The sequence below is a fragment of the Mesorhizobium sp. M1396 genome (genome assembly GCF_040317725.1).
In the GTDB taxonomy this organism is placed as follows: domain Bacteria; phylum Pseudomonadota; class Alphaproteobacteria; order Rhizobiales; family Rhizobiaceae; genus Mesorhizobium.
Genome location: NZ_JAMYLA010000005.1, coordinates 16,314 through 43,281, shown reverse-complemented (window position 1 = coordinate 43,281; position 26,968 = coordinate 16,314). Strand labels below are relative to the sequence as shown.

The window sequence follows — 26,968 nt, the reverse complement described above, 5'->3', positions numbered from 1 at the left end:
GTCATATTTATTGTTCAAAGATAAACAATCCGACCCGCTTCGTGAAGGGCTGAAATCGGACAATCGCTTGGTACAAACAACGCCAGTGCTGATTTTTTTGTTGATTGACCCGTCAATAAAAAATAATCCTGCTTCAAAGGATCATAGCGAGATGCCGAAAGTCGGAATGGAACCGCTGCGCCGCAAGGCGCTCATCAATGCGACGATCTCGGCGATCGGCGAGCGCGGTTCACTCGACGTGACCATGTCCGAGATCGCCGGGCGCGCCGGCGTATCGTCCGCCCTTGCCCATCATTATTTCGGCGCCAAGGACGAATTGCTGCTGGCGACGATGCGGCACATCCTGGCCGAACTGACCATCGACATGCGACGCGCCCTGCAATCAGCCAGCACCGCGCGCGAGCGCGTCTCGGCCGTGGTGGGCGTCAACTTCTCCGACATTCAGTTCCAGCCGCAAACCATCGCCGCATGGCTTGCCTTCTATGTCGAGGCACAGAAATCCTCGGCCTTGCGCCGGTTGCTCAGGGTCTACGCGCGGCGTCTGCACTCCAATTTGATGAGCGGCCTGACCGGCATCCTGCCCAAAGCCGAAGCCGACCGCGCCGCCGAAACGACAGCGGCGATGATCGACGGGCTCTATATCAGGCGGGCGTTGAAGGACGGCGTGCCTGATGCCGCGACCGCGATCGCGCTGGTCGAGGACTATCTCGAAACCAAACTTGGCGAGCGGCGCAAACAGTGACAACGAAGCAATCCAATTTCCTGATCGTCATGGTCGATCAGCTCAACGGGACCCTGTTTCCGGACGGCCCAGCAGAGTTTCTGCACACACCGCATCTGAAAGCGTTGGCCGCACGTTCGGCGCGCTTTGCCAACAACTACACGGCGTCGCCGCTCTGCGCGCCGGGCCGTGCCTCGTTCATGAGCGGGCAGTTGCCGTCGCGCACCGGTGTCTATGACAATGCGGCCGAATTCGTCTCATCGGTCCCGACCTTTGCCCATCATCTGCGCGCCGCCGGCTACTACACCTGCCTGTCGGGCAAGATGCATTTCGTCGGGCCTGATCAACTGCACGGTTTCGAGGAGCGGCTGACCACCGACATCTACCCGGCCGATTTCGGCTGGACGCCGGATTATCGCAAGCCGGGCGAGCGCATCGAGTGGTGGTACCACAATCTGGGTTCGGTCACCGGCGCCGGCGTCGCCGAGACCACCAACCAGATGGAGTATGACGACGAGGTCGTGTTCCTGGCCACGCAGAAGCTCTATCAGCTTTCGCGCGAACAGGACGATGCGAACCATCGGCCCTGGTGCCTCACTGTCTCGCTGTCGCACCCGCACGATCCCTATGTCGCGCGCAAGCAGTATTGGGATCTCTATGAGCATTGCCAGGCGCTGGATCCGGAAACCGGGTTCATCGCGCATGACGAACAGGATACGCATTCCCGGCGGCTGTACCACGCCAGCGACTATTCCTCTTTCGAGATCACGCCAGAGCAGGTCCGTCGCTCGCGGCGCGGCTATTTCGCCAACATCTCCTATGTCGACGACAAGCTCGGCGAGCTTCTGGACGTGCTTGAGCGCACCCGCATGGCCGACGACACCATCATCCTGTTCTGCTCGGACCACGGCGACATGCTCGGCGAGCGCGGCCTGTGGTTCAAGATGAGCTTCTTCGAAGGCTCGGCGCGGGTGCCGCTGATGATTGCCGGCAAGGGGGTGCCAGCCGGGCTGATCGAGGCGCCGGTCTCCAATCTTGATGTGACACCGACGCTTTGCGACCTCGCCGGCATCGACATTGAGGCGATCGCGCCGTGGACCGACGGCCAGTCGCTGCTGCCGCTCACAGAGGGCATTGAGCGCACCGCGCCTGTGTTGATGGAGTATGCGGCGGAAGGCTCCTGCGCGCCCTTGGTGGCAATCCGCGACGGCGGATACAAATTCGTCCATTGCGAGCTCGATCCACCGCAGTTGTTCGATCTCGAAACCGATCCGCTCGAGCGAAACAATCTGGCGGAGAGCCCGGCCTATGCGGGCCTGGTGGCTGATTTCATGGACAAGGTTCGGGCGCGCTGGGACATGGTAGGCTTCGATGCCGCCGTCCGCGAAAGCCAGGCGCGCCGCTGGGTCGTCTATCCGGCGCTGCGCAACGGCGCCTACTACCCCTGGGATTTCCAGCCGCTGCAAAAGGCGTCCGAGCGTTTCATGCGCAACCACATGAACCTCGACAATCTCGAAGAGAGCAAAAGGTATCCGCGAGGCGAATGATGGCAGACCTTCTCGTCCCCTCGCTCGACCATCTCAGACAGGCCTATGCCGTCACCTCACGGGCGACGCAGATCACGCCGCTGCTCGAATCGACGGCACTGGCCCGTGAGACGGGTGCGGCACGCGTTTTCGTCAAGCCGGAATCGCTGCAATGGGCAGGCTCGTTCAAGGTGCGCGGCGCCTACTGGCGTCTAAAGCAGCTTTCGACTGACGAAACCAGGAAAGGCGTCGTCGCCTATTCCTCCGGCAATTTCGCGCAAGGGCTGGCGGCTGCCGGCCAGGCGCTTGGCATTCCCGTCACCATCGTCATGCCGATCGACGCACCGGTCGCCAAGCGCGACGCCACGGCAGGCTATGGCGCTCGTGTCGTGCTCACCGACCATGGCGAGCGTGCGCGAGAAGAGGTCGCCGCCGCCAAGGCACGCGAGATCGCCGAGACCGAAGGTCTGGCCCTGCTGCATCCGTTCGACGACCCGGAGATCGTCGCCGGCCAGGCGGGCGCCGGTCTCGAAGCGATCGACCAGCTTGAGGCCAAGGGTTCCAGCGCCGACCTTTTGTTCTGCTCGGTCGGTGGCGGTGGGTTGATCGGCGGCGTTTCGCTTGCCTTCCACTATCTCTCGCCGGCCACTGAAATCATCGGCGTCGAGCCGGAAGGTTTCAACGGTATGGGCTCGTCGCTGGCGCATGGCAGCATCGAGACGATGCCGATCGGGCCGAAGTCGATCTGCGATGGGCTGATGTCGCGTCGGCCGGGCGACGCGCCTTTTGCCGCGGTCAAGACCGCCGGTGTTCGCGGCATCACCGTCGACGATTCCTCGGTGCGGCGCGCCATGCGGATCGCCTTCGAGCGCATGAAGCTGGTGCTCGAACCATCGGGGGCGGCGTCGCTGGCGGCACTGCTCGGCGGCAAGGTGGATGTGAAGGACAAGACTGTCCTTGTCGTGGCTACCGGCGGCAATGTCTCGCTCGCCGATTTTATGGCGCATATGAACCATGCTTGAAGCGGATTTCGTCATCATCGGCTCTGGCTCGGCCGGCTCGGCCATGGCCTATCGCCTGTCCGAGGACGGCAAGCATTCGGTCATCGTCATCGAATTCGGCGGCAATGATATCGGGCCGCTGATCCAGATGCCGTCGGCGCTGTCGATCCCGCTCAACATGAGCCTGTATGATTGGGGCTTTGCCAGCGAGCCGGAACCGCATCTCGGCGGCCGCGTGCTGGCGACACCGCGCGGCAAGGTGATCGGCGGCTCGTCCTCAATCAACGGCATGGTCTATGTGCGCGGCCATGCGCGCGACTTCGACCATTGGGCCGAAGAGGGTGCGGCTGGCTGGGGCTTTGCCGACGTGCTCCCCTATTTCAAGCGCATGGAGGACTCCGACGGCGGCGAGGACGGCTGGCGCGGTCACGGTGGGCCGCTGCATGTGCAGCGCGGCTCGCGCCGCAATCCGCTCTACGGCGCCTTTGTCGAGGCCGGCCGCCAGGCCGGGTTCGAACTGACCGACGACTACAACGGTTCCAAGCAGGAAGGTTTTGGGCCGATGGAGCAAACCATCAGCGGCGGCCGCCGCTGGTCGGCGGCATCGGCCTATCTGAAGCCGGCGCTTGGGCGCAAAAATGTGAGCCTGGTCAAGGGCTTTGCGCGGCGGGTGATCATCGAGAATCAACGCGCCATCGGCGTCGAGATCGAAGCTCGCAAACAGATTCAGGTCGTTAAGGCACGACGTGAGGTGATCGTCGCCGCATCGTCGATCAATTCGCCCAAGATCCTGATGCTTTCCGGTATCGGCCCGGCCGAGCATTTGCGCGAAAACGGCATCGCCGTGGTGGCCGACCGGCCCGGCGTCGGCCGCAATTTGCAGGACCATATGGAGCTCTACATCCAGCAGGAATCATTGCTGCCGATCACGCTCAATTCCGTGCTCAACCCGTTTTCGAAAGCGCTCATCGGCGCGCAGTGGCTGTTCTTCAAGACCGGCCTCGGCGCCACCAACCATTTCGAAGCGGCGGCCTTCGTGCGCTCACGTGCCGGCGTCGACTACCCCGATATCCAGTACCACTTCATCCCGGCGGCTGTCCGCTATGACGGCAAGGCGGCGGCGAACTCGCACGGCTTCCAGGCGCATGTCGGGCCGATGCGTTCGAAGTCGCGCGGCTCGGTGACGCTGCGCTCGCCGGACCCGAAATCGCAGCCGATGATCCGCTTCAACTACATGTCGCACCCAGACGACTGGGCGGAGTTCCGCCATTGCATAAGGCTGACGCGCGAAATCTTCGGCCAGCCGGCGTTCGATCCCTATCGGGGCAAGGAAATCTCGCCGGGCTCGCACGTACAGTCGGACGATGATCTCGACGTCTTCATTCGCGACCACGCCGAGAGCGCCTACCATCCTTGCGGCACCTGCAAGATGGGCCGTGCCGACGACATGATGAGCGTCGTCGATCCGGAGTGCCGGGTCATCGGTGTCGAAGGCTTGCGGGTCGCCGATTCCTCGATCTTCCCGCGCGTCACCAACGGCAACCTCAACGCGCCCTCGATCATGACCGGCGAGAAGGCATCCGACCACATCCTTGGCCGCACGCCGCTGGCGCCGTCCAATCAGGAACCATGGATCAATCCGCGCTGGCAGGCGTCGGACAGATAGAGCATGATCCACCCGACAGATTGAGCTGCCCGATAGATTGAGCCGCCCATTTGGGGGAGCAGACCATTTGGAGACCACCCATGCGCGCCCAGCCCACGGCATCGCACTATGTCAACGGACGCTACATCGAGGACGAAGGCGGCGCGCCGCTGCCGGTCATCTATCCGGCAACCGGTGAGACCATCGCCATGCTGCGTTCGGCGACGCCGAACGTGCTGGAACTGGCCGTCGAAGCGGCGCGTGCCGCACAGCCCGCCTGGGCGCGGCTGAAGCCGGTCGAGCGCGGGCGCATCCTGCGCCGCGCCGCCGACATCCTGCGCGCCCGCAATGCCGACCTCGCCCGCATCGAGACGCTGGATACCGGCAAGGCGATCCAGGAAACGCTGGTGGCGGACGCCCCTTCGGCAGCGGACTGCCTCGAATATTTCGGCGGTGCGGTCGCCGCCTACAATGGCGAGTCGGTCGATCTCGGCGGGCCCTTCGCCTACACGAGGCGAGAAGCGCTCGGCGTCTGTGTCGGCATCGGCGCCTGGAACTACCCGATCCAGATCGCCGGCTGGAAATCCGCACCGGCGCTCGCCATGGGCAACGCGATGGTGTTCAAGCCGTCGGAAAACACGCCGCTGTCGGCGCTGGCGCTGGCCGAGATCTACAGCGAGGCGGGGCTGCCCGACGGACTGTTCAATGTCGTGCAGGGCTATGGCGATGTCGGCGCCGGCCTCGTCGGACACGATGTCGTCGCCAAGGTCTCGGTGACCGGCTCGGTGCCGACCGGCCGCAAGGTGCTGTCGCTCGCCGGTTCGAAGATGAAGCACGCGACGATGGAACTCGGCGGCAAGTCGCCGCTGATCGTCTTCGACGATGCCGACATCGAGAACGCCATCGGCGGCGCCATGCTCGGGAATTTCTATTCGAGCGGGCAGATCTGCTCCAATGGCACACGGGTCTTCGTGCAGAGCGGCATCCACGACCGTTTCGTCGAACGGCTGGTCGAGCGGACCAAGAAAATCCGCATCGGCGACCCGCTCGACCCCGAAACTCAGATGGGTCCGCTGGTCTCAAAGGCGCAGCACGAGAAGGTGGTCGGCTATATCGAAATCGGCAAGCAGGACGGCGCGACACTTGCCTGCGGCGGCAACGTGCCTTCACTTCAGGGTTTCCAGGGCGGCTTCTTCGTCGAACCGACGGTGTTCACCGACGTCACCGATGGCATGCGTATCGCCCGTGAAGAGATTTTCGGGCCGGTCATGAGCGTGCTGAAATTCGACGGCGAGGAAGAGGTGATCGACCGCGCCAACGACACCGAATTCGGCCTTGCCGCCGGCGTTTTCACGCGCGACCTGCCGCGCGCCCATCGCGTCATTGCCGAGCTGCAAGCCGGCACCTGCTGGATCAACGCTTATAATCTGACGCCGGTGGAAATCCCGTTCGGCGGCTTCAAGCAGTCCGGCATCGGACGCGAGAATTCCCTGGCGGCACTGGCGCTGTATTCGCAGCTGAAGTCGGTTTATGTCGAGATCGGGGACGTGGCGAGCCCGTACTGAGCCGATCCTACGCGGCCTTTTCCGTTGTGCTGTCCAGATACTGCGTCAGCGCACAGACCAGATGATAGAAGATGCTGGCCGGAACATCAGTTGCCAGCGAGCGGCCGCGCTCGTCGATGCGGTCGATCCACAGGCCGAGCGGCGCTGGGTCGATGTGCCAGCGAAACAGCCGGCCGACGCGGGCTTCGATCTCCGGCTTGAGATCAGGACCGCCTGAGCCATCCAGCGCGATCGCCGCCTTGATCGCCTCGGCCTGAGGCCAGCTGCGTGATATCTGGTCAAGCGGCAGGCCCTGCCGCGAGACGGCGCCATAGGCAAGTCCGGTAGCGCGGTTGAGGCCATTGGCGATGGCCGAGGCATAGAGTTTTCGGGCAAAGCCGCTCAGCTCGGCCTGGCCGCTGCGCCCGGCGAAATCGATCAGCAGCGAGGCCCATTCGAAGTGATGGCCGGGCTCGGTCCACGAGCCTTTCTCGCCGGCGGACGGCTTCCATTCGGCATCGAAATACTCGCCAAGCGTCCAGCTTTCCGAATCGAAGAAATGGCTACGGAACAGGTCGATGATGCGCGCCGCGCGGCGCAGATGGGCGCGCTCGCCGGTGGCCTGGTACCAAGCCAGGAAGGCTTCGAGCAGGTGCATATGCGGGTTGGAGCGGCGCTCGCCTTCGCCGCCCGACGTTTCGAGGAAGCCGGTCATACGGCTGTCCTCGAGATGCGCATCGAGAAAGGCGAAGGTTTCCTCACCGAGCCTTAAGGCGTCGGCATTGCCCGACATATGCGCATGCGCCAGCGCCAGCAGCACGCAGGAATGATCGTAGGCATCCTCGGTGGCATCGGCGACCGAACCATCGACATTCAGCGTGCGAACCCAGCCACCCCTGTCGGTGCGGCCCTTCCCGGCCATGAACGCGATGCCGTGGCTGATCAACCGGTCGGCCGGGCCGTCCCAGCCGCGCGCCCGGGCAACGGCGAAGGCATAGACCTGCCTAGCCGTGGTGCGCATGCGCTTGGGCTTCATCAGCGGCGAGGCGTCCAGGCCCAGCGCTTCATGAAAACCGCCATGGCGTTCGTCGACGCCCGATGTCGACCACAACGGCAAGGTCTCCTGAAACAGCCAATGGTGCACGCGCCGCCGCCAGGCGCCGCTTTCGATGACGCGGTCTTGCGCCGGTGTGAACCTGGTTTCCAGCCGCCCCGACTTTTCGAGCTGCTCGACGATCTTCTTGACGTGCTGGCTGTGGCTGACCGGGGCGACGAAGGTGGCGTCCGATGTCGAGACGATGGCGACGTCCTTCATGCCGATCGCCGACAGCAGGCGGCCGTCACTGCGGATGTAGGAGTTTTCGCAGTCGATGGCGACGACATCGCCGATGATGACATTGCCCTGGTCGTCGGCGGGGCCGACATCGAGCAGCGACTGCCACGAGCCGAGATCGTTCCAGCGGAAGCCGGCCGGCACCATGGCGATGTCTTTTGCCCGCTCCATGATGGCGTAGTCGATCGAGTTCGACGGGATGGCGGCGTAGAGTTCAAGCGGCATGTAGAGGCCGGAGAGATCCGATGTCGCGGCCTTGTAGGCTGCTTCGGTGGCCTGCCAGATATCAGGCTGGAACGCCATAAAGGCATCGCGCATGGCGCCGGCGCGAAACAGGAAGATACCGGTGTTCCAGTAGAAATTTCCGGCCTGGAGATAGCTCTGCGCAGTCGCCAGATCCGGCTTCTCGACGAAGCGCGACACGTCGAAGGTGCCGCCGCCTTCGGCAGCGACCTCGATATAGCCGTAGCCGGTCTCAGGCTGCGTCGGCTTGATGCCGAACACAACCAACCGGCCACTGCGCGCCGCCTCGGCGCCAGCTTCGACGCTCTGCCAGAATTGGCGCGGGGTCGATATCTCATGGTCCGACGGCACCACCAGCACCAGGCTGTCGCCGAATTCGGATAAAGTGCGCAATGTCGCCAGTGCGACAGCGGCGGCTGTGTTGCGCCCGGTCGGCTCGAACAGCGGACCGCCACCAGCGAGATCGAGGCCGGCGAGGTCAGCGTGGACACGGTTGGCATGACGCTCCGCGGCGATCAGGAAGATCGGCGTTTCGCCTTCCTGCCGGGCCATCAGCCGGCGTAAGGTCTTGGCCAGCATCGAGCCGTCGCCCGACAGATCGTGGAACTGCTTGGGATTGTCCTCGCGCGACAGCGGCCACAACCGCGAGCCGACGCCGCCGCTCATGACAAAACTCACAATCCGCTCGGTCATTGAACTACCATTTCAAAAAGTCTGGTTGTAGGCGCCCACCTCGGGGCTGCGGCGCAGCACGGCGTCGATGGCGTCGAACATCTGCCGGCGGCGCTGCGATGATACCGGGCTTTCGACGACCACGACCAGTTCCGGCTTGTTCGACGAGGCGCGCACCAGCCCCCAGGTGCCGTCCTCGGCGACAACGCGCACGCCGTTGACGGTGATGAGGTCCGCGATCTTCTGGCAGGCGAAGGTGGCGCCACCCTGCTTCATGGCCTGAAAGTCGGCAACCACCCGCTCGACCACGCCATACTTCAGATCGTCCGCGCAGCGCGGGGACATGGTCGGTGTGCCAAAGGTCAGCGGCAGCGCGCGGTAGAGATCGGCCATCGAACTGCCGGGGCTGCGATCCAGCATCTGGCAGATGGCGATGGCGGTGACCAGGCCGTCGTCGTAACCGCGACCGATCGGCGGGTTGAAGAAGAAATGGCCCGACTTTTCGAAACCGGCGACCGCGCCAAGCTCGGCGACGCGGCGCTTGATGTAGGAGTGGCCGGTCTTCCAGTAATCGGTGACGGCGCCATTCGCGCGCAGAACTGCGTCGGTGTTGAACAGGCCTGTCGACTTGACGTCGACGACGAAGGTCGAGCCCGGATACTGGCTCGCAATATCCCGCGCCAGCATCACGCCAACCTTGTCGGCGAAGATCTCGTTGCCTTCATTGTCGACGACGCCGCAACGGTCGCCGTCGCCGTCGAAGCCAAGGCCGACATCGGCCCCTGTCTCGAGCACCTTGTCCCTGATGGCATGCAGCATCCGCATATCCTCGGGATTGGGGTTGTAGCGTGGGAAGGTGTGGTCAAGCTCGACATCGAGTGGGATCACCTCGCAGCCGATGCGTTCCAACGCTTGCGGGGCAAAGGCGCCGGCGGTGCCGTTGCCGCACGCGGCGACCACTTTCAGCTTTCGCGCAATGCGCTTGTCGCGGGTCAGATCGTCGAGATATGTCGCGCGAAAATCGCGGACGAAATCATAGGAGCCGCCGCCGGCGAGGTCGAAATCGCCGGCCAGCACGATCGCCTTCAGCGCGCTCATCTCCTCGGGGCCAAAGGTCAGCGGCCGCGCCGCGCCCATCTTGACGCCGGTCCAGCCATTTTCGTTGTGCGAGGCCGTGACCATGGCGACGGATTGGATATCCAACGCGAACTGGGCGAAATAGGCCATGGGCGACAAGGCCAGGCCGATATCCTTCACCCGCGCTCCGGCGGCCATCAGGCCCGACACCAGCGCCAGCTTGATCGACAGCGAATAGGAACGGAAATCATGCCCGGTGACGATATCGGGGCCGGCGCCAAGACGGCGAATCAGCGTGCCAAGCCCCATGCCGAGCGCCTGGACGCCGATCAGATTGAGTTCCGGCGACTGCGCGGAGCCGGGATGGCCGAACCACCAGCGCGCATCGTATTCGCGAAAGCCGGACGCCTTGATCAGCGCTTCGGTTTCGAATTCGAAACTATTGGGCCGGGCGTCGCCAACGATTTTTGGGGGCAAGACAGCAGAACTCCAGGCGGCAGAAAATACGATCTATCGAGAGCTGCGGCTTAGCACACAAGGCTTTAAGCCACGTTTATCCCGGACCGAAATCCGGGCTTGGCGGAAATGCCCGACGAAAGCGAACGAAATGCGACAGAAGCGCTGCCATTGCCGCTTGCAGGAACGAAGTGTGGCGGCTATAAGCCCGCGGTCTGGTCACGGAGTGTAGCGCAGCCTGGTAGCGCACCTCGTTCGGGACGAGGGGGTCGCAGGTTCAAATCCTGCCACTCCGACCAGAAAAACAAAGCGTTAGCGCATCCCGACTTTGGCGCTCAAACATACATCCCGCCTGAAAATGGAGCGAAATAGCTCTCCCGCTGTTGAGACGGGCCAAGAGTCTTGCTCCTCGTCGTCAGTATGATGCCTGTCGATCTTCGGCCGACCCGTTTGCGGCGCTTCCGCGGTGTCGGCTTCGACTGATCCCATTCAGATAAGGGCCGCTGGACATCGTTGACGTCGCGCTTAGCAAAGGCCAAAGAAGCTCAAGATCGCTATCACGATGACCACCGCTCCAACGAGCCAAATGATGTTGTGCGCCCTCCCATGCGGACGACGAGCGTTCATGCAAGGAACTGCCGGAGGCAGTAGCCAGATATTGCGACTTTTGGGGCAGATCGTTGTGTTGCCTGAAGTGAGCGACTGACCCGGCGGGACACATCGTCTCCGCAAGTACCACGAGCGAGAGGCAGCTCCCTTCTCAGCCCCAGGCGATGATCGCCCGTCCTTCGACTTACCGCGCTGCCGTCCGGCTGCCCGCAAGGAAAACCCGGAACCAAAGGGAGAAGCGGCGGTTATCCGACGAAGGGCTAATTAAGGCGATGGAGAAATTGCAATGAAAACAATGGTCATCTGCGCTTTGGCGCTTTCCTTGGGATTGCCCGTGATGGCTACGGCAGCCGAGGCCGATGTGATTATCAGAACCCATCATCGACACCACAGCAGCGTCAAAATCATCAACGAAGATGGACAGCGCTTGCACCACCGTCGCCACGGTACCGTTGCATTCTATGACCATGGGCGCCGGCATCATCGTCGAGACACCGTCGTCGTGACAGGCTCCATCTCCACTCACCGCCATCATCGCCACAATCCCGTGGTGATCGAAAACGACGGCTACTGATCGCCGACTGCCCAATGGCCCGGCTTGGAGCCGGGCCGTTGGCTTGTTAGCCGCACACGTGCCCAGACTTCTCTATCCAATCTGAAATCGGTTGCGCGTTGTTGGAACCAAATGCGCCTGTTGGCATAGTTGCGGTATGGAAACGAGAGTTCGCTCGCCAGGATTGGCACCCGGCGAGCGAACCCTATCGGCACAGGAAGGGACGTAGCTGCGCCGATATGCAAACCTTCGTGAGTAATTCTCCTGAACGATCAGCCAAGAGCTACTCCAATCACCATCAAGGTGATGGCCACCGCGAAGACTGGTGCGAGCAACCAGCGCGCCTGGCCAACACTCTTCTCCATCGGTTTCCTCCCGCAACATGCAGCCGACAACGACCGCAAACAGTGGCCGTTCCGAGCAACGCCTCGGATCAGACCATTGCGTTTTGCGATCAGACTTAGGTCTCATGCCTCGCCCGACCGAAGCCCAGCCCTGGGAACGTTTGCACTTTCCCCAAGTTCGGTGGTTTGGCGCGGACGATGTTGTGCCGCGCCGGTTTGCAAAGGAGGAATTCATGAAAATGCATCTTGCCGCTGCCGCGGCGTCGCTTTTGCTGCTTGCAGGTGTCGGCGCAGCCGCAGCCGAGGACATCATCATCCAGCCCGAGCAGGAAACAGTCATCCGTGAATATGTGAAAAAGCAGCCCCTCGCTTCGGTGAAGATTCCCGGTGTGGAACTCAATATCGGAACAGCGCTGCCCGAAACGGTCGAGCTTCACGAAGTCCCCAACGTCAAATACCGCTACACGGTGATCGACAACCGAACAGTTGTTGTGGATCCGGACACCCACAAGATCATCAAGATCATCGACTGAACCAGCCGCTTGCGGCTGAAGCCCGCCGCCCTCGAGGCGACGGGCTTCCCAATAACGGATGCAGATCGCCATGTTGAACCGTGAGACTGAAATATCCCAAGCGCTGGGGGTGCGCGTGGCTGACCTCAAGGCCAGGATGCAGGAGGCTCAGATCACCGCGGGCGAAATAAAGACCTTCCAGAAGGTCGCGGCCATCATGGAGGACCGCGAGGGCCGAATTCGGGGTGACGACCTGATTGCCGCGTCCTTCGTCATCGACACGCTGACGAACAGTCAAAAGCCTTGAGTGACCATGCCGACAATTAGCAGACTTTTTGATTCCCATGCCGAAGCGGCAAGGGTTGCCGGCGACTTGGTGGCGGCCGGAATTCCACGGGTACAGATTGCCATCATCGGACCTTATCGTGACGAAGCGGGAACTCTATTGGTTTCCGCGTTGGGGTCCGTCCTTGGCGGTGCCGCCAGCGGGCTGGCCTGCCTGAGCGCTGTTGCAGCCCACGGCATCAATCCTCTTGCTGCAAGCGTATGGGCAACAGCAGCGGCCGGTGCCGTCTGTGGCGGCGTTGCCGGCGGCCTGTTCGCAACATTCACCACGACTGCCGCAAAGACGGATGGTCGCGGTACCGAGGGGATCGTTTTGGTGACGGCGCATGTTGATGAAAATGAGACCGACATGGCCCAGGCAGTGTTCGGCGGTTGCCCCCCAACGACATTCGTCGCTGAAGCAGCGTGAGAATTTCCAGGGAAATTGAATGAACAGCCCGATAATTTTGAGGGCGGGCGCGGTGGGAGAATGTTCCTGCATCGGCCGGAAAGGCTCAGCTCGGCGACAGGTTTCTTCGCGATCGCAAACTTTGACGAAATGGCCGTCGGCCCTAGATACTTCGATGCGGTACGATGGGTCGATGAAACGGCAAGCCGGATGCGACATGAATCTGAATTCGACGACAGCCTCGCCTCTGGCCCTGATGATTGCGCTGTTTCTTGTCGCCGGCTGTTCGTCGATCGGCAAAACCATCGATCCGGCGAAATACGATTCGATGACATGCACCGAGCTCAACAGCGCGCTGGGAGACGTTGCCCGTGACATCTCGCGAACCGCAATCACCCGCGGCAAGGTCGCGAACACCAACGTTCCCCGCTGGCTGCTGGGCGGCGCGCGCGTGAAAACCGCGGTCGCCGACCGTGAAACGGCCAGGATCGACCGGCTGAAGCAACAGCAACAAGCCATAGTCGCGGTACGGGCAAACAAGTGCCCGAGGTCAACGGACTGAGTGAACAGGCGCTGCCTTGGTGCCTTGAGCGCCCACCTGGCGGCTACTGTCTCAGGCGCTCAACCGGAACCGCGTGACGTCGATTGCCGCGGCCATCAGCGTCTGTGTGTAGACGTGCTGCGGATTGCTGAAGATCGCCTCGGTCGGTCCTTCCTCGACGATCTTGCCCTGCTTCATGACGATGATGTAGTCGGCCATGGCGCGCACGACCGACAGATCGTGGCTGATGAAGAGGTAGGACAGCTCGTGGTCGGCCTGCAGCTTGCGCAGCAGTTCAACGATCTGTTTCTGTACCGAGCGGTCGAGTGCCGAGGTCGGTTCGTCCAGCACCACCAGCTTGGGCTTCAGGATCATGGCGCGGGCAATGGCGATGCGCTGCCGCTGGCCGCCGGAGAATTCGTGCGGGTAGCGGTTGCGGGCGTTGGGATCGAGGCCGACTTCTCGTAAGGCCTCGACCGCGCGCTGGTCGCGTTGCTTGCCCGAAAGATTCGGCTCATGCACCAGAAGCCCTTCGGTGATGACCTGGCCGACGGTCATGCGCGGCGACAGCGAGCCGAACGGGTCCTGGAAGACGAGTTGCATCTGGCGCCGTAGCGGCCGCATCGCCCGCCGGTCGGCCTGGGAAATGTCGCGGTCGCCGAATCGGATGACACCGTCGCTCGGCAACAGCCGCAGCAAGGCGCGACCGAGCGTCGATTTGCCCGAGCCGGATTCACCGACGATGCCGATGGTCTGGTTGCGCTGTAGCCGGATCGAGATGTGATCGACGGCGCGCAGCATCAGCGGCTCGCCAGCAAGAAACCCGCCACCGATCCTGAACGTCACTTCGACATTCCTGCCTTCGAGCAGCACCGGGGCATTGGCGGGCGGCGGCGCCTTGCTGCCGGTCGGCTCGGCCGCCAGCAGCATTTTCGTATAGGCATGCCGCGGATTGACGAAGATGGCTTCGGCCTCGCCCTCCTCCACAACCTCGCCCTGGCGCATGACGTAGACCCGGTCGGCAAAGCGACGGACGATGCCAAGATCATGGGTGATGAAGACGATCGCCATGCCGAGCTTGCGCTGCAACTCGGCCAAGAGCATCAGGATCTGCGCCTGGATGGTCACGTCGAGCGCCGTCGTCGGCTCGTCGGCGATCAGAATGTCGGGGTCGTTGGCGAGCGCCATGGCGATCATCACGCGCTGGCGCTGGCCGCCCGACATTTCGTGCGGATAGGATTTCATCCGCCGTTCGGGATCGGGAATATGCACCAGGCGCAGCAGCTTGAGCGCCTCTTCGCGCGCCTCGGCGGCATTCAAGCCCCGATGCCGGCGGATCGGTTCGATCAGCTGGTTACCGATCGAATAGAGCGGATCGAGTGAGGTCATCGGCTCCTGGAAGATCATGCTGATCTTGCGGCCACGGACCTTGTTGAGTTCGGATTTGCTCAGAGTCAGAAGATTGCGGCCGCGATAGTCGACACTGCCTGTCGCTTCGCCATTCGATGCCAGCAGGCTCATCGCCGCCATCATCGTCTGGCTCTTGCCGGATCCGGATTCACCGACCACGGCAACGGTTTCGCCCGCGTTGACGTGGATGTTGATGCCCTTGACCGCCTCGACCGCGCCGTCGAGCGTGCGGAAGCGGACACGCAGGTCCTTGACGCTGAGGATCGTTTCGGAAGCAGCCATCTCATCGATCCCCATCTTTATCGATCTCTCGGGTCGAGCGCGTCGCGCAGGCCATCGCCGACGAAGTTCAGCGCGAACAGCGTCGAGACGAGGAAGAAGGCGGGAAACAACAGCAGCCAGTTGGCGGTGCCGATGTTCTTGGCGCCGACCGAGATCAGCACGCCCCAGCTGGTCATAGGCTCCTGCACGCCGAGCCCCAGGAACGACAGGAAGCTCTCCAGGATGATGACCTGCGGTACCAGCAGCGTCATGTAGATCACCACCGGGCCGAGCAGGTTGGGAATGACGTGGCGCAGCAGGATACCGCGCTGACCGACACCCATGGCCTCCGCCGCCTGGACATATTCCTGCCGACGGATCGACAGCGCCTGGCCACGCACGATGCGCGCCATGTCGAGCCACAACACGGCGCCGACCGCCAGGAACATCAGCACGAAGTTGCGGCCGAAGAACACCACCAGCATGATGACGAAGAAGATGAAGGGCAAGGAATAGAGCACGTCGACGATGCGCATCATCACCTCGTCGACCTTGCCCCCGGCAAAGCCGGCCGCGGCACCGTAGATCACGCCGATGACCACCGCCACGACGCCGGCAAGCAGGCCGATGGCCAGCGATATGCGCCCGGCCATTAGCGTGCGAGACAACAGATCGCGGCCGGTGTTGTCGGTGCCGAACAGGAAATATTGCTGCTTGATCGAGGCACTCATCGTCGCTTCGAGGCCGTCAGGCGACTTGCTCTCGATCTTGGTGCCGTCAAAGGCGTCGGAACGATCGAGATAGCGGATGTTGCGGTCGTCGATCGGCTTGCTCGACTTGACGGTAACGAAGACTTGGTTGCCTTCCTGCCGCCACTCCTTGATATCGACCCGCATGCGTTTGATCGCTTCGGTGAGCGCCGTCTCGATCGTGTCGGCCTTCGGATAGGCCGACAGGCTTGGCGGCGTGCGCACATAATCACCATAGATGGTCGTGTATTGATGCGGCACGAGTGAGGGGCCGACCACGCTGATGATCGCGATCAAAGCGAGATAATAGAGGCTGAACATGGCGGCGCGATTGGCCTTGAGGCGCGCCCAGGCATCGCCCCAGAGCGAGCGGCCGATGACGGCGGGAGCCGTGGCTGCGATGTCAGTCATAGCGCACCCTCGGGTCGACGACCGCGTACATGACGTCGACGATCAGGTTGAAAACGATGGTGAAGATGGCGATCACCACCACCGTCCCCATCACCAGCGTGTAGTCGCGGTTGAGCGCGGCATCGACGAAATAGCGGCCGACACCGGGAATGGAGAAGATCGTCTCGACGATGACCGAACCGGTGAGCAGAGCCGCGGCCGCCGGGCCGGTGAAGGAGACGATCGGCAGGATGGCGCCGCGCAGCGCGTGCTTGACCACCACAGACCAATCGGAGAGGCCGAGCGCGCGCGCCGTGCGGATATGATGGGATCGTAGCGATTCAATCATCGAGCCGCGCATCAGGCGGGCGACGATGGCGATCTGCGGCAGAGCGAGCGTCAGCACCGGGCCGACCTTGTTGATCAAAGCGCCATCGCCCCATCCACCGATCGGCAGCAGCTTCCAAGTCAGCCCGAACAGGAGCTGGATCACCGGCGCGATGACGAAGGTGGGGATGGTGCTGCCGGCGGTCGCCAGCGCGATCACGGCATAATCGCCAAGCTTGTTCTGGTTGAGCGCGGCAATGGTGCCGAGCACGGAACCGAACAGAAGTGCCAGGACAAGCGCCGACGCCCCGAGCTGGACCGAAATAGGCAGACCCTTGGCGAACAGTTCGGTGACGGTGAAATCCGGCATGTTGTAGCTCGGGCCGAAATTGCCGCGCAAAAGATTGCCGAGATAGTGGACAAATTGCAGCCAGAGCGGGTCGTTGAGACCGAACTGAGCTTCGAGATTGGCTCTGATCTCAGGACTCAACCCCCGCTCCTGGTTGAACGGGCCGCCTGGCGCGACGCGCATCAGGAAAAACGCCATGGTCACGATGACGAACAGCGTCGGAATGGCGGTCAAAAGCCGCCTTAATACATATCGCAGCATCGGTGCCCCGCTTGATCCAGAGCAGCGCGCGTCCGGCTGGACGATTGCGCTCTAGTCTTCAAATCTTCGCACCGACATTGTCGAAAATCGAATCCGGTTCCCGGGCCGATGCGATGGCAAACCAGAGCCGCCGCGCATTGAGTTGCGCGGCGACCCAGCCAAGGGATCAGTCCTTGCTGATGAAGCGGGACGGATGGATGTCCATCACATTGTCGTCGAAACCATGCAGCTTCGAAGAAACGATGTCGTGGTAGCTGTAGTAGAGAAGCGGGATCTCGCCGACATCATCGACGAGGATGCGCTCGGCCTCGGCGAGTTCCTTCATGCGCTGTTCGGGTTTGCCGCCGGCGGCGGCGGCCTTGTCCATCGCCGCTTCGTATTTCGGGCTGTTGTAGTTCGAATAATTGTTGCCGCTGGCCTTGCGCGAGATGCCGAGGAAGGTTTCCGGGTCCTTGTAGTCGGCGATCCAGGCGGCACGCGCCACGTCGTAGTCGCCCTTCTGCTCGAGGAATGAGTAGTGGGTCTTGGTGTCGGTGTTGAGCAGCGTGATCTCGACGCCAAGCGGCTTCAACTGTTCCTGGATGGCGACAGCGGTGTTCTTGTGGTTTTCCGAGGTGTTGTAGCGGATCTGCATCTTCAACGGATGCTCGGGTGTATAGCCGAGTTTCTCGAGGATCTTCTTGGCAGCGTCCTCGCGGTCGATCTGCGGCATGTCGGCGTATTTGGCCAGTGCCGGCGTGTAGCCCTCGATGCCCGGAGGTACCATCGAATAGCCGGGCAGCATCGAATTCTGCCAGACTTTCTCCGCCAGGAAGTCGCGATCGATCGCCATCGAGATGGCGTTGCGCAGCTCGACATTGTCCCACGGCGCCTTGTCGGTCTTGATCGCATAATAGTAGGTGCCGAGATATGGCCCGACACGGACCTGATCGCCGAATTTGGTCTTGAGATCGGCGAGCTGTTCGGTCGGCAGGTCACCGTAACTGTCGAGTTCACCGGCCTCGAAGCGCTTCATCGCCGACGAGCGATCTTCGGTCGGGATGTAGTTGACCACGTCGAACTTGACGGTCGCGGCGTCCCAGAATTTCGGATTCTTGACCAGCTTCAGATGGTCGTTGGGGATCCACTCCGCCGCTGTAAAGGCCCCGTTGGAGACCAGCTTGCCTGCCTTGATCCAGTCGGCGCCAAGTTTTTCGATGGACGCCTTGTTAACCGGGTAGGTCGCCTGGTGGGTCAGCATCTCCAGGAAGTAAGGCGTCGGCGCCTTCAGCGTGACTTCGAGGGTATTTGCGTCAAGCGCCTTGACGCCCATCTCCTCCGGCTTGGCCTTCTTGGTGTTGACTTCCTCGGCGTTCTTCACGGGATAGAGCATGGAAGCGTATTCGGCAGCGGTGGCCGGATCTTCCAGCCGACGGAACGAATAGACGAAGTCGTCCGCCGTCACCGGGCTGCCGTCCGACCACAGGCCGTCCTTGCGCAGCTTGAAGGTGTAGACAGTGCCGTCGTCGGACACCGTCCAGCTTTCGGCGGCGCCCGGAATGAGGTTCGTCTTCTGGTCATGCATGACGAGGCCCTGGAACAGGTCGCGTATGATATCGGCTTCGTAGACCGTCGAGGTCTTGTGCGGATCGAGCGTCTCCGCTTCGGCGGCGGATCCCCTGTTATAGACGCTCTCGGCGAAAGTCGGCGTGTAGAACGTGCCGGCCAGCGCCATGGTCGTGGCGAACACAGTCGCCTTCAGCATGTTTTTCAGCATGAAGTTCTCCCTGTCGGCGCTGCCGTCGGCGCGCCTTTACGTGTTGACGCCCCGGAGCCGATATCTGACCCCTTTGAGCGCGCCGCCGGTTCCCTTCCTGCGGCTGGTGTCCAGACACTAACGCGGAGAATTTTTATTTCAACAGACTCTCTGGGTCACCCAAAGTAAGGCGGGATGAAAGCTATGCCGTGGCAGCCGAAATCAGAAGCTTGACTTGGTTTCCTCACGTCGACGCCATTTATCACGAGGAATCTATCGCCGCGTCCGTTTGACGGAATGTGTTAATGCGTTCTTAAGCAACCACCGGTTACATTACGACTACTTCCTATATGGTTCGATCTCCAAAGTCGGTGGCCATGAGTAACAGAGCAAGTAAATTGCCCAAAATCTGTCAAATAAGGTACAAATTTCAAGAAGATTCCGGAACTTCGGCGGTTGAATTCGCCTTGCTCTCTCCGATCTTCATTCTTCTTCTGCTCGGAATGGTTGCATATGGTATATATTTCGGCGCCGCCAACTCGATCCAGCAGATCGCGGCGGATGCGGCCCGCACGGCGATTGCCGGGCTGAACCAGACCGAGCGCCAGACGCTGGTAGCCAGCTTCGTCACCAACAATGCCGGCGGATATCCCTTCGTGGATGTCAGCAAGTTGACCTACCAGGCCAACGACAGCACGGCCGATGGAAGCCAGTTCGTGGTGTCCATCCAGTACGATGCGCGCAATCTGCCGATCTGGAATCTCTTCCCAGGCATCGCGATGCCAGGGACTACAATCACGCGCCAGTCAACGATAAGGGTCGGGGGCATCTGAATGTTGCCGCACGCTTGCAAGGAGATCGGCCGGCTGGCACGGCTGATGCTGGGTGACAGAAAAGCGAATTTTGCCGTGATGACGGCGCTCATGGCGCCGGTCGGGCTTGCGCTGGCTGCCGTCGCCATCGACGAAGCTTCGATCTACACGGAGCGTCGCGAAGCACAGGCAATGGTGGACTTGGCCGCGATCACCGCCGCCTCGAACATCACAAAGATCGACACCGCGGTCGTGACCACGCTAACCGACAACGGCATGCCAGGGGTTGTCGTTCAAGGCTCGGGACAGACGATCGCACCGGCCGTCGGCAAAACCGTCGTGTCGGTCACACCGGGGCGATACGCGGCATCCGGCGCCAATGTGAGCCAGCGCTTCCAGGCCAACTTGACACCCTACAATGCCGTCCGCGTAACCCTGAAGAAGATCCCCGCCCGCTATTTCGCGAGTTCGCTGATCCCCACTCCCGTCATCGGCACGGAAGCCACCGCCAGCATGACGCCGCAGGCGACGTTCTCGGTCGGGTCGAGACTTGCCAGCGTCAATGGCGGCATCCTCAACGCGCTTCTGAGCGGACTTCTCGGCGGCAACATTTCGCTCAGCGTCATGGACTACAACGGTTTGATCTCGGCCGATGTCAGCGTCCTCTCCTTCATAAGTGCCCTTGCCACGCAAGTGAGCGTGACCGGCGGTACCTATACGGATGTGCTGGCCTCCAAGGCGACCGTCGGCCAGATCGCTACCGCCATGGCCAATGTGCCCGGACTTGGCAACACGGCCAAGGTCGCCCTGCAGACGATCGCGTCCACGTCGACCAGCACCGTCAAGATCCCGCTCAGCAGCCTTGTCGACCTCGGCTCCGTGGGCAGCGTGGGCTTGGGACAAACGCCGGCAGGCCTTGGGGTCGATGCAAGCGCCATGGGAATGCTGACTGCCGCCGCAGTGCTGGCTAACGGCACCAACCAGGCTCAGGTCAATCTCGGAGCCACCGTACCGGGGCTTCTTTCCACCAAGCTTACCATTGCCATTGGCGAGCCGGCACAATTTTCGCCATGGCTCGCGGTCGGTGGAATCGGTACCACGGTGCGCACGGCCCAGACGCGTATCAAGCTGGTGGCCAGCGTCGGAGTCGGCACACCTGGTCTCGGCGGCGGCATCAGTCTGCTGGCCGTGAACCTGCCCCTCAATGTGGAAGTCGCCTATGCCGAAGCCAAACTGACCGACATCACTTGTCCGACAGGGCCTTCCAGCATCAAGGTTTCCATCGCGGCCCACCCAGGCATTGCCGCGCTGCACCTGGCCAACAGCAACACTTCAGGCTTTGGCGACTTCAGCCAACCGCAGACATTCACTGACGCCGAAATCGCGGATGTGAGCCTTAAGCTGCTGCTGACCAACATTCCCCTGATACAGGTGATGGGCTCCGCCGCCACCGCGATCACCAACAACAACCCGACGACGCTGACCTTCGATGCGACCGACATCGCCAACAAGACGATCAAGACAGTTTCGACGCGCAACATTACACAATCGCTCACCACGTCTCTGGTCAGCAACCTGTCGCTTTCGGTCAATGCGCTTGGCCTCGGGATCGACCTGACTGCTCTGCTCGGAGCGGTCAAGCCGGCGGCGGTGGCGGTGCTGAACGGTGTAACAGCGCCCGTCGACGACTTGCTCTACAATGTGCTTTCAGCGCTGGGTGTCGGCGTCGGCGAGGCCGATGTACGCGTCACCGGCGCGACATGTGGACGCTCGGTGCTCGTCCAGTAGGACGGACGTTAGTCGAGGCGGCCAAGGAAACATCCAAGCGCGGGCAACGAAAGCTCGGCCTCCTCTACGACAGCTGTATCGCCGTCAAGCCTTGCAACCGCTCCGATATCGGGCGGCAACGGCCAATTCGCTGATTCCCCTGCGAAATTGAAGACACAGAGCAGTCTTTCGCCGCCGCCTTCGCGGATGAACGCAAGCACCTCACCCTCAGCGTCCAGAAAGCGGATCGAGCCCGTCACCAGCGCCTGGTGCTCCCCGCGCAACGCCAGGGCGACCCGATAGGATGTCAGCACGGAGGCTGTGTCGGCATTCTGGACGTCGACCGAGCGGGCGCGATGGCTGGCCGGTATCGGCAGCCACGGCTTGGCCGTCGAGAAGCCCGCATTGTCGGCGCCGGCCTCCCAAACCATCGGCGTGCGGCACCCATCCCTACCCTTGACGCCCGGCCAGAAGCGGATGCCGACGGGGTCGCGCAGATCCTCATAGGCAAGCTCCGCCTCCTCCAGGCCGAGTTCCTCGCCCTCATAGAGGCAGATCGAGCCGCGCAGGCAGGACAGCAGCATGATCGAGAATCTTGCGATCGCGTCGGGATCGCTGCCCGGCCTTGTCCAGCGGCTGATATGGCGGGCCACATCATGGTTGGAGAACGCCCAGCAGACCCAGCCATCGGAAACGGCCGTCTCGAAGGCTTCGACGCAGCCGCGCACATGCGCCGCGGAGAACCGTGGGCCAAGCAGATCGAAGGTGTAGCACATATGGAGCGTGTCGCCGCCGGATGTGTAGGCGGCGAGCGTCTGCAATGAGCGGCCCTCATCGCCGATCTCGCCGACAGCGGCGCGGTCCTCATACGCGTCGAGCAGCGCCCTGAAGCGGCGCAGGAACGCCAGGTTTTCCGGCTGCGTCTTGTCGAACAGATGCTCCTGGTAGAGGTAGGTATTGGTCTCCGTATTCGTGCCCGCGACACTTGATGCCAAGGGTGGATTGCTGCGCAGCCAGCGGTCGTGGACATAGTAATTGACCGTATCGAGCCGGAAGCCGTCGACGCCACGATCGAGCCAGAACCGCACCGTTTCCAGAAGCGCGTCCTGAACCTCCGGATTGTGGAAATTCAGATCCGGCTGCGAGGCGAGGAAATTGTGCATGTAATATTGCCGGCGGGTCGAATCCCATTCCCAGGCCGGGCCACCGAAGACGGAGAGCCAGTTGTTGGGCGCGCCGCCGTCGGGCTTGGCATCGGCCCAGACATACCAGTCGGACTTGGGATTATCGCGGCTGGCTCGGCTTTCGACGAACCAGTCGTGCTTGTCGGATGAATGCGACAGCACCTGATCGATGATGATCCTCAGGCCGAGACGATGCGCCTCGGCGACCAGCGCATCGAAATCCTCAAGCGTGCCGAACATCGGATCGACATCGCGGTAATCCGACACGTCGTAGCCCATGTCGGCCATCGGCGACTTGAAGAAGGGCGACAGCCAGACAGCGTCGACACCAAGCGAGGCGACATGAGCGAGCCTTGAGGTAATTCCGCTGAGGTCGCCGCTGCCGTCGCCGGTCGTGTCCTGGAACGAGCGTGGATAGATCTGGTAGATGACGCAGCCGCGCCACCATCCGGCCTTGTCAGCTGCCGCCATTGCGCTTTTTCCTTGTGCCGGCCTGTATGCGTTCGATCATGAAGATCACCGTCCGCCCCGATACCGGCCGCGAGATGTCCGCCGCATCGACGACGGCGGTCCAGAAAAACCCTTCACGTTCAGGCAGCGTGACTATGCAGGCGCGGCGATCGCCGTTGATGATGACGGCAACACGGCACTCGCCATCGCCGTCGCCACCCAGGATCATGACAAGGCGGTGCCGCCGCGGATCCCGCCAACTCTGTTCATCGATCGGCGCGCCGGTCTCGGTCAGCCATGCGACGTCGGGCATCTCCGAGCCTGCCGGTGGCTGGCCAGTGAGGAAGCCTGTGTCGGAAAGCGCTGATATCGCGCGGCGCAACGTCGAGAGCAGCGCCGTGTAGCGCTCCAGCGCCTGGTCGCGGCCTGCCCAGTCGAGCCATGTGATCTCGTTGTCTTGCGCATAGGCGTTGTTGTTGCCCCGCTGGGTGCGGCCGAATTCGTCGCCAGCCGTCAGCATGATGGTGCCGCGCGAGGTAAACAGCGTGGCGAGCAGCGCGTGCTGGTCGTTCCGACGAGCCTCGGCCACCGCCGGGTCGTCCGCATCCCCCTCCACGCCGTTGTTCCAGGATAGGTTCTCATTGTGGCCGTCGCGATTCTGCTCGCCATTGGCCTCGTTGTGCTTTCGCTCGTAGCGCACGATGTCGGCCAGCGTCATGCCGTCATGGGCGGCGATGAAATTGACCGTGCGGCTGACGTTTTGCCCCTTCGCGGCAAACACATCGGACGAACCGGCAAGCCGGGTCGCCAGCGCGCCGACCATGCCGGCGTCACCGCGCCAGAAGCGCCTGACATCGTCGCGGTACTTGTCGTTCCATTCGAGGAAAGGCGGCGGAAAATTGCCGAGCTGATAGCCTTCCGGACCGATGTCCCAGGGCTCGGCGATCAGCACGCGATCGGCCAGCACGGCGTCCTCTCGCATCGCCCTCAGCAGTGGCGCCTCGGCATCGAATGTTCCTTCGACACGGCCAAGAACAGGCGCCAGGTCGAAGCGGAAGCCATCGACGCCGGCATCCCGGACAAAATGGCGAAGCGTGTCGAGGACCATTTCCCGGACGACCGGGTGGTCGCAAGCGACCGTGTTACCGGTGCCGGTGTCGTTGGCCAGCCTGCCGTCAGGCGTGTGCCGGTAATAGGCCTGGTTGTCGAAGCCGCGCAGCGACAGCGTGGGGCCAAGCCTGTCGCTCTCGCCCGTATGGTTGAAGACGAGGTCGAGAATGACGCCGATGCCGGCCTGGCGCAGCACGGCGACCGTGTTGCGCAATTCCGCAAGGCCGCCCGGCGCCAGGCGCGGATCGAGTGCCATGAACGTCACGGGATTGTAACCCCAGGCATTGCGCAGCCCGAGCGGCGGCAAATGCCGCTCATCGATCGACGCCGTCACCGGCATCAGTTCGACCGCGCCAACGCCGAGTTTTTTCAGGTGCTCGACAACCGCGGGGTGAGCTAGAGCCGCGACCGTACCGCGCAATTTTTCCGGAATGTCCGGATGCAGCGCGGTGAAGGCGCGCACCGGCACTTCGTAGATCAGGCCACCGGGCTGAAAGAGCGGCGGCGTGGCCTGCACGGGCTTGGGCAAGGCGGCGGCAATCGCTTTCGGCATCAGCTGCGCGGTATCGGCCCCCTCACCCCGGCGCTGGGCCAGCCGCCAGTCATACGCGTAGGACCTGTCGATCTCGATGGCGTAAGGATCGGTCAGCAGCTTAGCGGGGTCGAACCACAGCCCGCGCTCCGGCGCGTAGTCACCATCGGCGCGGAACCCGTAGCGGGTGCCGGGGCCAAGGCCCGCGACAAACAGCGCATGCACGCCCTCGCCTTCCGGCCGCAGCTCAAGCCGTTCGATTTCCCGGTTGCCCCGCTCATCGAAGACCGAGACCCAGAGCCGTCTGGCGGCTTGCGACCAGGCGGCAAAGCGGATGCCGTCACGGGTGACGGTGGCGCCGAGCGTACTCATGCGGCGGCCTCCAGCGCTTGCTGGGAGAGTCGCGAACAGGTGCACCCTTCTCCCACAAGGGGAGAAGGGGGAGCCTCGCGACGCAGGCGGAACTCAAGCGGCCGGCTATCCGCCTGCGTCAAGTAATCACGCTCGGCTTGGCGCGGCCGGTATGGCTGCGAATCCCGGCAATATCATCGGCCGCGGCAATCAGATCGGCAAGTGCGGCCTGCGTATCGAGATCGTGTCTCGATTTGTCCGGCTCATAGCGCTCGATATAGACGCGCAACGTCGCGCCCGACGTGCCGGTGCCGGAAAGCCGGAAGACGACGCGCGAACCGCCTTCGAACATAACCCTGATGCCCTGGTGCTCGCTGGTCGAACCATCGACCGGGTCGTGATAGGCAAAATCGTCGGCGCTGACGATTGTCATGCCGCGCACGCTAGTTCCCGGCAGCGCGCCGAGTTTGGCACGGAGTTCATCGACCAGCGCGTTGGCGCGGTCGCTCTCGACCTCTTCATAATCGTGCCGCGAATAGTAATTGCGACCGTAGGTCGCCCAGTGCTCGGTGACGATCTGCTTGCAGCTTTCGCCGCGCGCGGCAAGGATGTTGAGCCACAGCAGCACCGCCCACAGGCCGTCCTTTTCGCGGACATGGTTGGAGCCGGTGCCGGCGCTCTCCTCACCGCAAATCGTCGCCATGTCTGCGTCGAGCAGATTGCCGAAGAACTTCCAGCCGGTCGGCGTCTCGTAGATGCCGATGCCGAGTTTTTCGGCAACGCGATCCGCCGCGCCACTGGTCGGCATCGAGCGGGCTATGCCCTTCAGCCCGGCTTTGTAGCCGGGCGCCAGGCGGGCGTTGGCGGCAAGCATGGCGACGGAATCCGACGGGGTGACGAAAATGCCCTTGCCTATGATCAGATTGCGGTCGCCGTCACCATCCGAGGCGGCGCCGAAATCCGGTGCATCCGGCCCCATCATTTCGTCATAGAGGTGTTTGGCATGGACGAGGTTGGGGTCCGGGTGGTGGCCGCCGAAATCCGGCAACGGCTTGAAGTTGCGGCAGGTGCCATTGGGCGCACCCAGCCGGTTTTCCAGGATCTCCTTGGCATAGGGGCCGGTCACGGCGTGCATGGCGTCGAAGCGCATGCGGAAGCCGGACTTGAACAGTTTGCGCAATGCGTCGAAATCGAACAGGCTTTCCATCAACTCGGCATAGTCGGCGACCGGGTCGATGATCTCGACTGCCATGCCGGCGGCCTCGACCGTGCCGATCGTGTCGATGTCGATCGGATCGATATCGGCGGTTCTGAAGTTCGAGATGGTCTTGGTCTTGGCGAACATCGCGTCGGTCAGCTTTTCCGGCGCCGGGCCGCCATTGCCGGCATTGTACTTGATGCCGAAATCCTCGTGCGGGCCGCCCGGATTGTGGCTGGCTGAAAGGATGATGCCGCCAAAGGTCTTGTATTTGCGGATGACATGGGAAGCGGCCGGCGTCGACAGGATGCCGCCTTGCCCGACCATCACCTTGCCGAAGCCGTTTGCGGCCGCCATGGCGATGGCCTTCTGGATGACCTCGCGGTTGTAGAAGCGGCCATCGCCGCCGATCACCAGGGTCTTGCCCTTGAAACCATCGAGCGCGTCGAAGATCGACTGGATGAAGTTCTCGGCATAGTGCTCCTGCTGGAACACCGGCACCTTCTTGCGCAAGCCCGACGTGCCGGGCTTCTGATCGGAATAGGGTTTGGTGGGGACGGTGCGTATCATGC

The 26,968-nt window shown here is 62.5% G+C and carries 21 protein-coding genes and 1 tRNA gene; 13 read left to right on the top strand and 9 right to left on the bottom strand.

What is annotated here, in order from left to right; all coding sequences use genetic code 11:
* Positions 1–151 precede the first annotated feature (151 nt).
* From betI to betB, 5 genes are all read left to right on the top strand, one after another.
* Positions 152–742 (top strand): choline-binding transcriptional repressor BetI, encoded by a 591-nt coding sequence (gene betI / locus NKH02_RS04500; protein WP_352876672.1) that lies wholly within the window; start codon positions 152–154, stop codon positions 740–742.
* The gene (gene betC / locus NKH02_RS04495) at positions 739–2,268 is read left to right on the top strand and encodes a choline-sulfatase (RefSeq protein WP_352876670.1); all 1,530 of its coding nucleotides are present in this window, start codon (positions 739–741) and stop codon (positions 2,266–2,268) included. Before betI ends, betC begins: the two co-directional genes overlap by 4 nt.
* Positions 2,265–3,269 (top strand): threonine/serine dehydratase family protein, encoded by a 1,005-nt coding sequence (locus tag NKH02_RS04490; protein ID WP_352876668.1) that lies wholly within the window; start codon positions 2,265–2,267, stop codon positions 3,267–3,269. Before betC ends, NKH02_RS04490 begins: the two co-directional genes overlap by 4 nt.
* Entirely contained in the window at positions 3,262–4,914 is a 1,653-nt protein-coding gene (gene betA / locus NKH02_RS04485; RefSeq protein WP_352876667.1) for a choline dehydrogenase, read from the top strand. Before NKH02_RS04490 ends, betA begins: the two co-directional genes overlap by 8 nt.
* 80 nt (positions 4,915–4,994) lie before the next feature.
* Entirely contained in the window at positions 4,995–6,458 is a 1,464-nt protein-coding gene (betB, locus tag NKH02_RS04480; protein ID WP_352876665.1) for a betaine-aldehyde dehydrogenase, read from the top strand.
* A gap of 7 nt (positions 6,459–6,465) precedes the next feature.
* Here betB and NKH02_RS04475 read toward each other — a convergent pair whose 3' ends face one another.
* Complete coding sequence (locus NKH02_RS04475) at positions 6,466–8,706, bottom strand: mannose-1-phosphate guanylyltransferase/mannose-6-phosphate isomerase (protein ID WP_352876662.1); 2,241 nt, start codon at positions 8,704–8,706, stop codon at positions 6,466–6,468.
* A 12-nt stretch (positions 8,707–8,718) separates the two neighbouring features.
* Positions 8,719–10,239, bottom strand: coding sequence for a phosphomannomutase/phosphoglucomutase (locus tag NKH02_RS04470; RefSeq protein ID WP_352876660.1), 1,521 nt, complete (start codon positions 10,237–10,239; stop codon positions 8,719–8,721).
* A 201-nt stretch (positions 10,240–10,440) separates the two neighbouring features.
* Here NKH02_RS04470 and NKH02_RS04465 point away from each other — a divergent pair.
* The 6 genes from NKH02_RS04465 (at position 10,441) to NKH02_RS04440 (ending at position 13,531) form a co-directional block, all read left to right on the top strand.
* Positions 10,441–10,517 (top strand) — tRNA-Pro (locus NKH02_RS04465).
* 596 nt (positions 10,518–11,113) lie between these two features.
* Positions 11,114–11,401 (top strand): hypothetical protein, encoded by a 288-nt coding sequence (locus NKH02_RS04460; protein WP_352876658.1) that lies wholly within the window; start codon positions 11,114–11,116, stop codon positions 11,399–11,401.
* Positions 11,402–11,957: 556 nt separating this feature from the next.
* On the top strand, positions 11,958–12,257 hold the full coding sequence (locus NKH02_RS04455; RefSeq protein WP_352871104.1) for a DUF1236 domain-containing protein: 300 nt from the start codon (positions 11,958–11,960) through the stop codon (positions 12,255–12,257).
* 70 nt (positions 12,258–12,327) lie between these two features.
* Positions 12,328–12,543 (top strand): hypothetical protein, encoded by a 216-nt coding sequence (locus NKH02_RS04450; protein ID WP_352871106.1) that lies wholly within the window; start codon positions 12,328–12,330, stop codon positions 12,541–12,543.
* Positions 12,544–12,549: 6 nt separating this feature from the next.
* On the top strand, positions 12,550–12,990 hold the full coding sequence (locus NKH02_RS04445) for a hypothetical protein (RefSeq protein WP_352876656.1): 441 nt from the start codon (positions 12,550–12,552) through the stop codon (positions 12,988–12,990).
* A gap of 19 nt (positions 12,991–13,009) precedes the next feature.
* A complete protein-coding gene (locus tag NKH02_RS04440; protein WP_502913775.1) occupies positions 13,010–13,531 on the top strand; it encodes a hypothetical protein in 522 nt (173 codons plus the stop codon).
* A gap of 51 nt (positions 13,532–13,582) precedes the next feature.
* Here the strand turns inward: NKH02_RS04440 and NKH02_RS04435 are convergent, their stop codons facing one another.
* The 4 genes from NKH02_RS04435 to NKH02_RS04420 form a co-directional block, all read right to left on the bottom strand.
* Positions 13,583–15,202, bottom strand: a complete 1,620-nt coding sequence (locus NKH02_RS04435; protein ID WP_352876654.1) for an ABC transporter ATP-binding protein — start codon at positions 15,200–15,202, stop codon at positions 13,583–13,585.
* Between the two features lie 17 nt (positions 15,203–15,219).
* Entirely contained in the window at positions 15,220–16,341 is a 1,122-nt protein-coding gene (locus NKH02_RS04430; RefSeq protein ID WP_352876652.1) for an ABC transporter permease subunit, read from the bottom strand.
* Positions 16,334–17,257: an ABC transporter permease subunit gene (locus NKH02_RS04425; RefSeq protein WP_352871072.1), complete on the bottom strand. Its 924-nt coding sequence runs from the start codon at positions 17,255–17,257 to the stop codon at positions 16,334–16,336. Before NKH02_RS04425 ends, NKH02_RS04430 begins: the two co-directional genes overlap by 8 nt.
* Positions 17,258–17,423: 166 nt before the next feature.
* A complete protein-coding gene (locus tag NKH02_RS04420) occupies positions 17,424–19,013 on the bottom strand; it encodes a peptide ABC transporter substrate-binding protein (RefSeq protein ID WP_352876650.1) in 1,590 nt (529 codons plus the stop codon).
* 356 nt (positions 19,014–19,369) lie between these two features.
* On the opposite strand from NKH02_RS04420, the gene NKH02_RS04415 reads away from it, so the two are divergent.
* Both NKH02_RS04415 and NKH02_RS04410 read left to right on the top strand, forming a co-directional pair.
* A complete protein-coding gene (locus NKH02_RS04415) occupies positions 19,370–19,825 on the top strand; it encodes a TadE family protein (RefSeq protein ID WP_352876649.1) in 456 nt (151 codons plus the stop codon).
* Positions 19,826–21,592, top strand: a complete 1,767-nt coding sequence (locus NKH02_RS04410; RefSeq protein ID WP_352876647.1) for a Tad domain-containing protein — start codon at positions 19,826–19,828, stop codon at positions 21,590–21,592.
* Between the two features lie 8 nt (positions 21,593–21,600).
* On the opposite strand, the gene bglA is transcribed toward NKH02_RS04410, so the two are convergent.
* The 3 genes from bglA to NKH02_RS04395 form a co-directional block, all read right to left on the bottom strand.
* A complete protein-coding gene (bglA, locus tag NKH02_RS04405) occupies positions 21,601–23,226 on the bottom strand; it encodes a beta-galactosidase BglA (RefSeq protein WP_352876645.1) in 1,626 nt (541 codons plus the stop codon).
* Positions 23,213–25,219 (bottom strand): glycogen debranching protein GlgX, encoded by a 2,007-nt coding sequence (gene glgX, locus NKH02_RS04400; protein WP_352876644.1) that lies wholly within the window; start codon positions 25,217–25,219, stop codon positions 23,213–23,215. The genes bglA and glgX overlap by 14 nt, the downstream gene beginning before the upstream one ends.
* Positions 25,220–25,337: 118 nt before the next feature.
* Positions 25,338–26,966, bottom strand: a complete 1,629-nt coding sequence (locus NKH02_RS04395; protein WP_352871082.1) for an alpha-D-glucose phosphate-specific phosphoglucomutase — start codon at positions 26,964–26,966, stop codon at positions 25,338–25,340.
* Positions 26,967–26,968 lie beyond the last annotated feature (2 nt).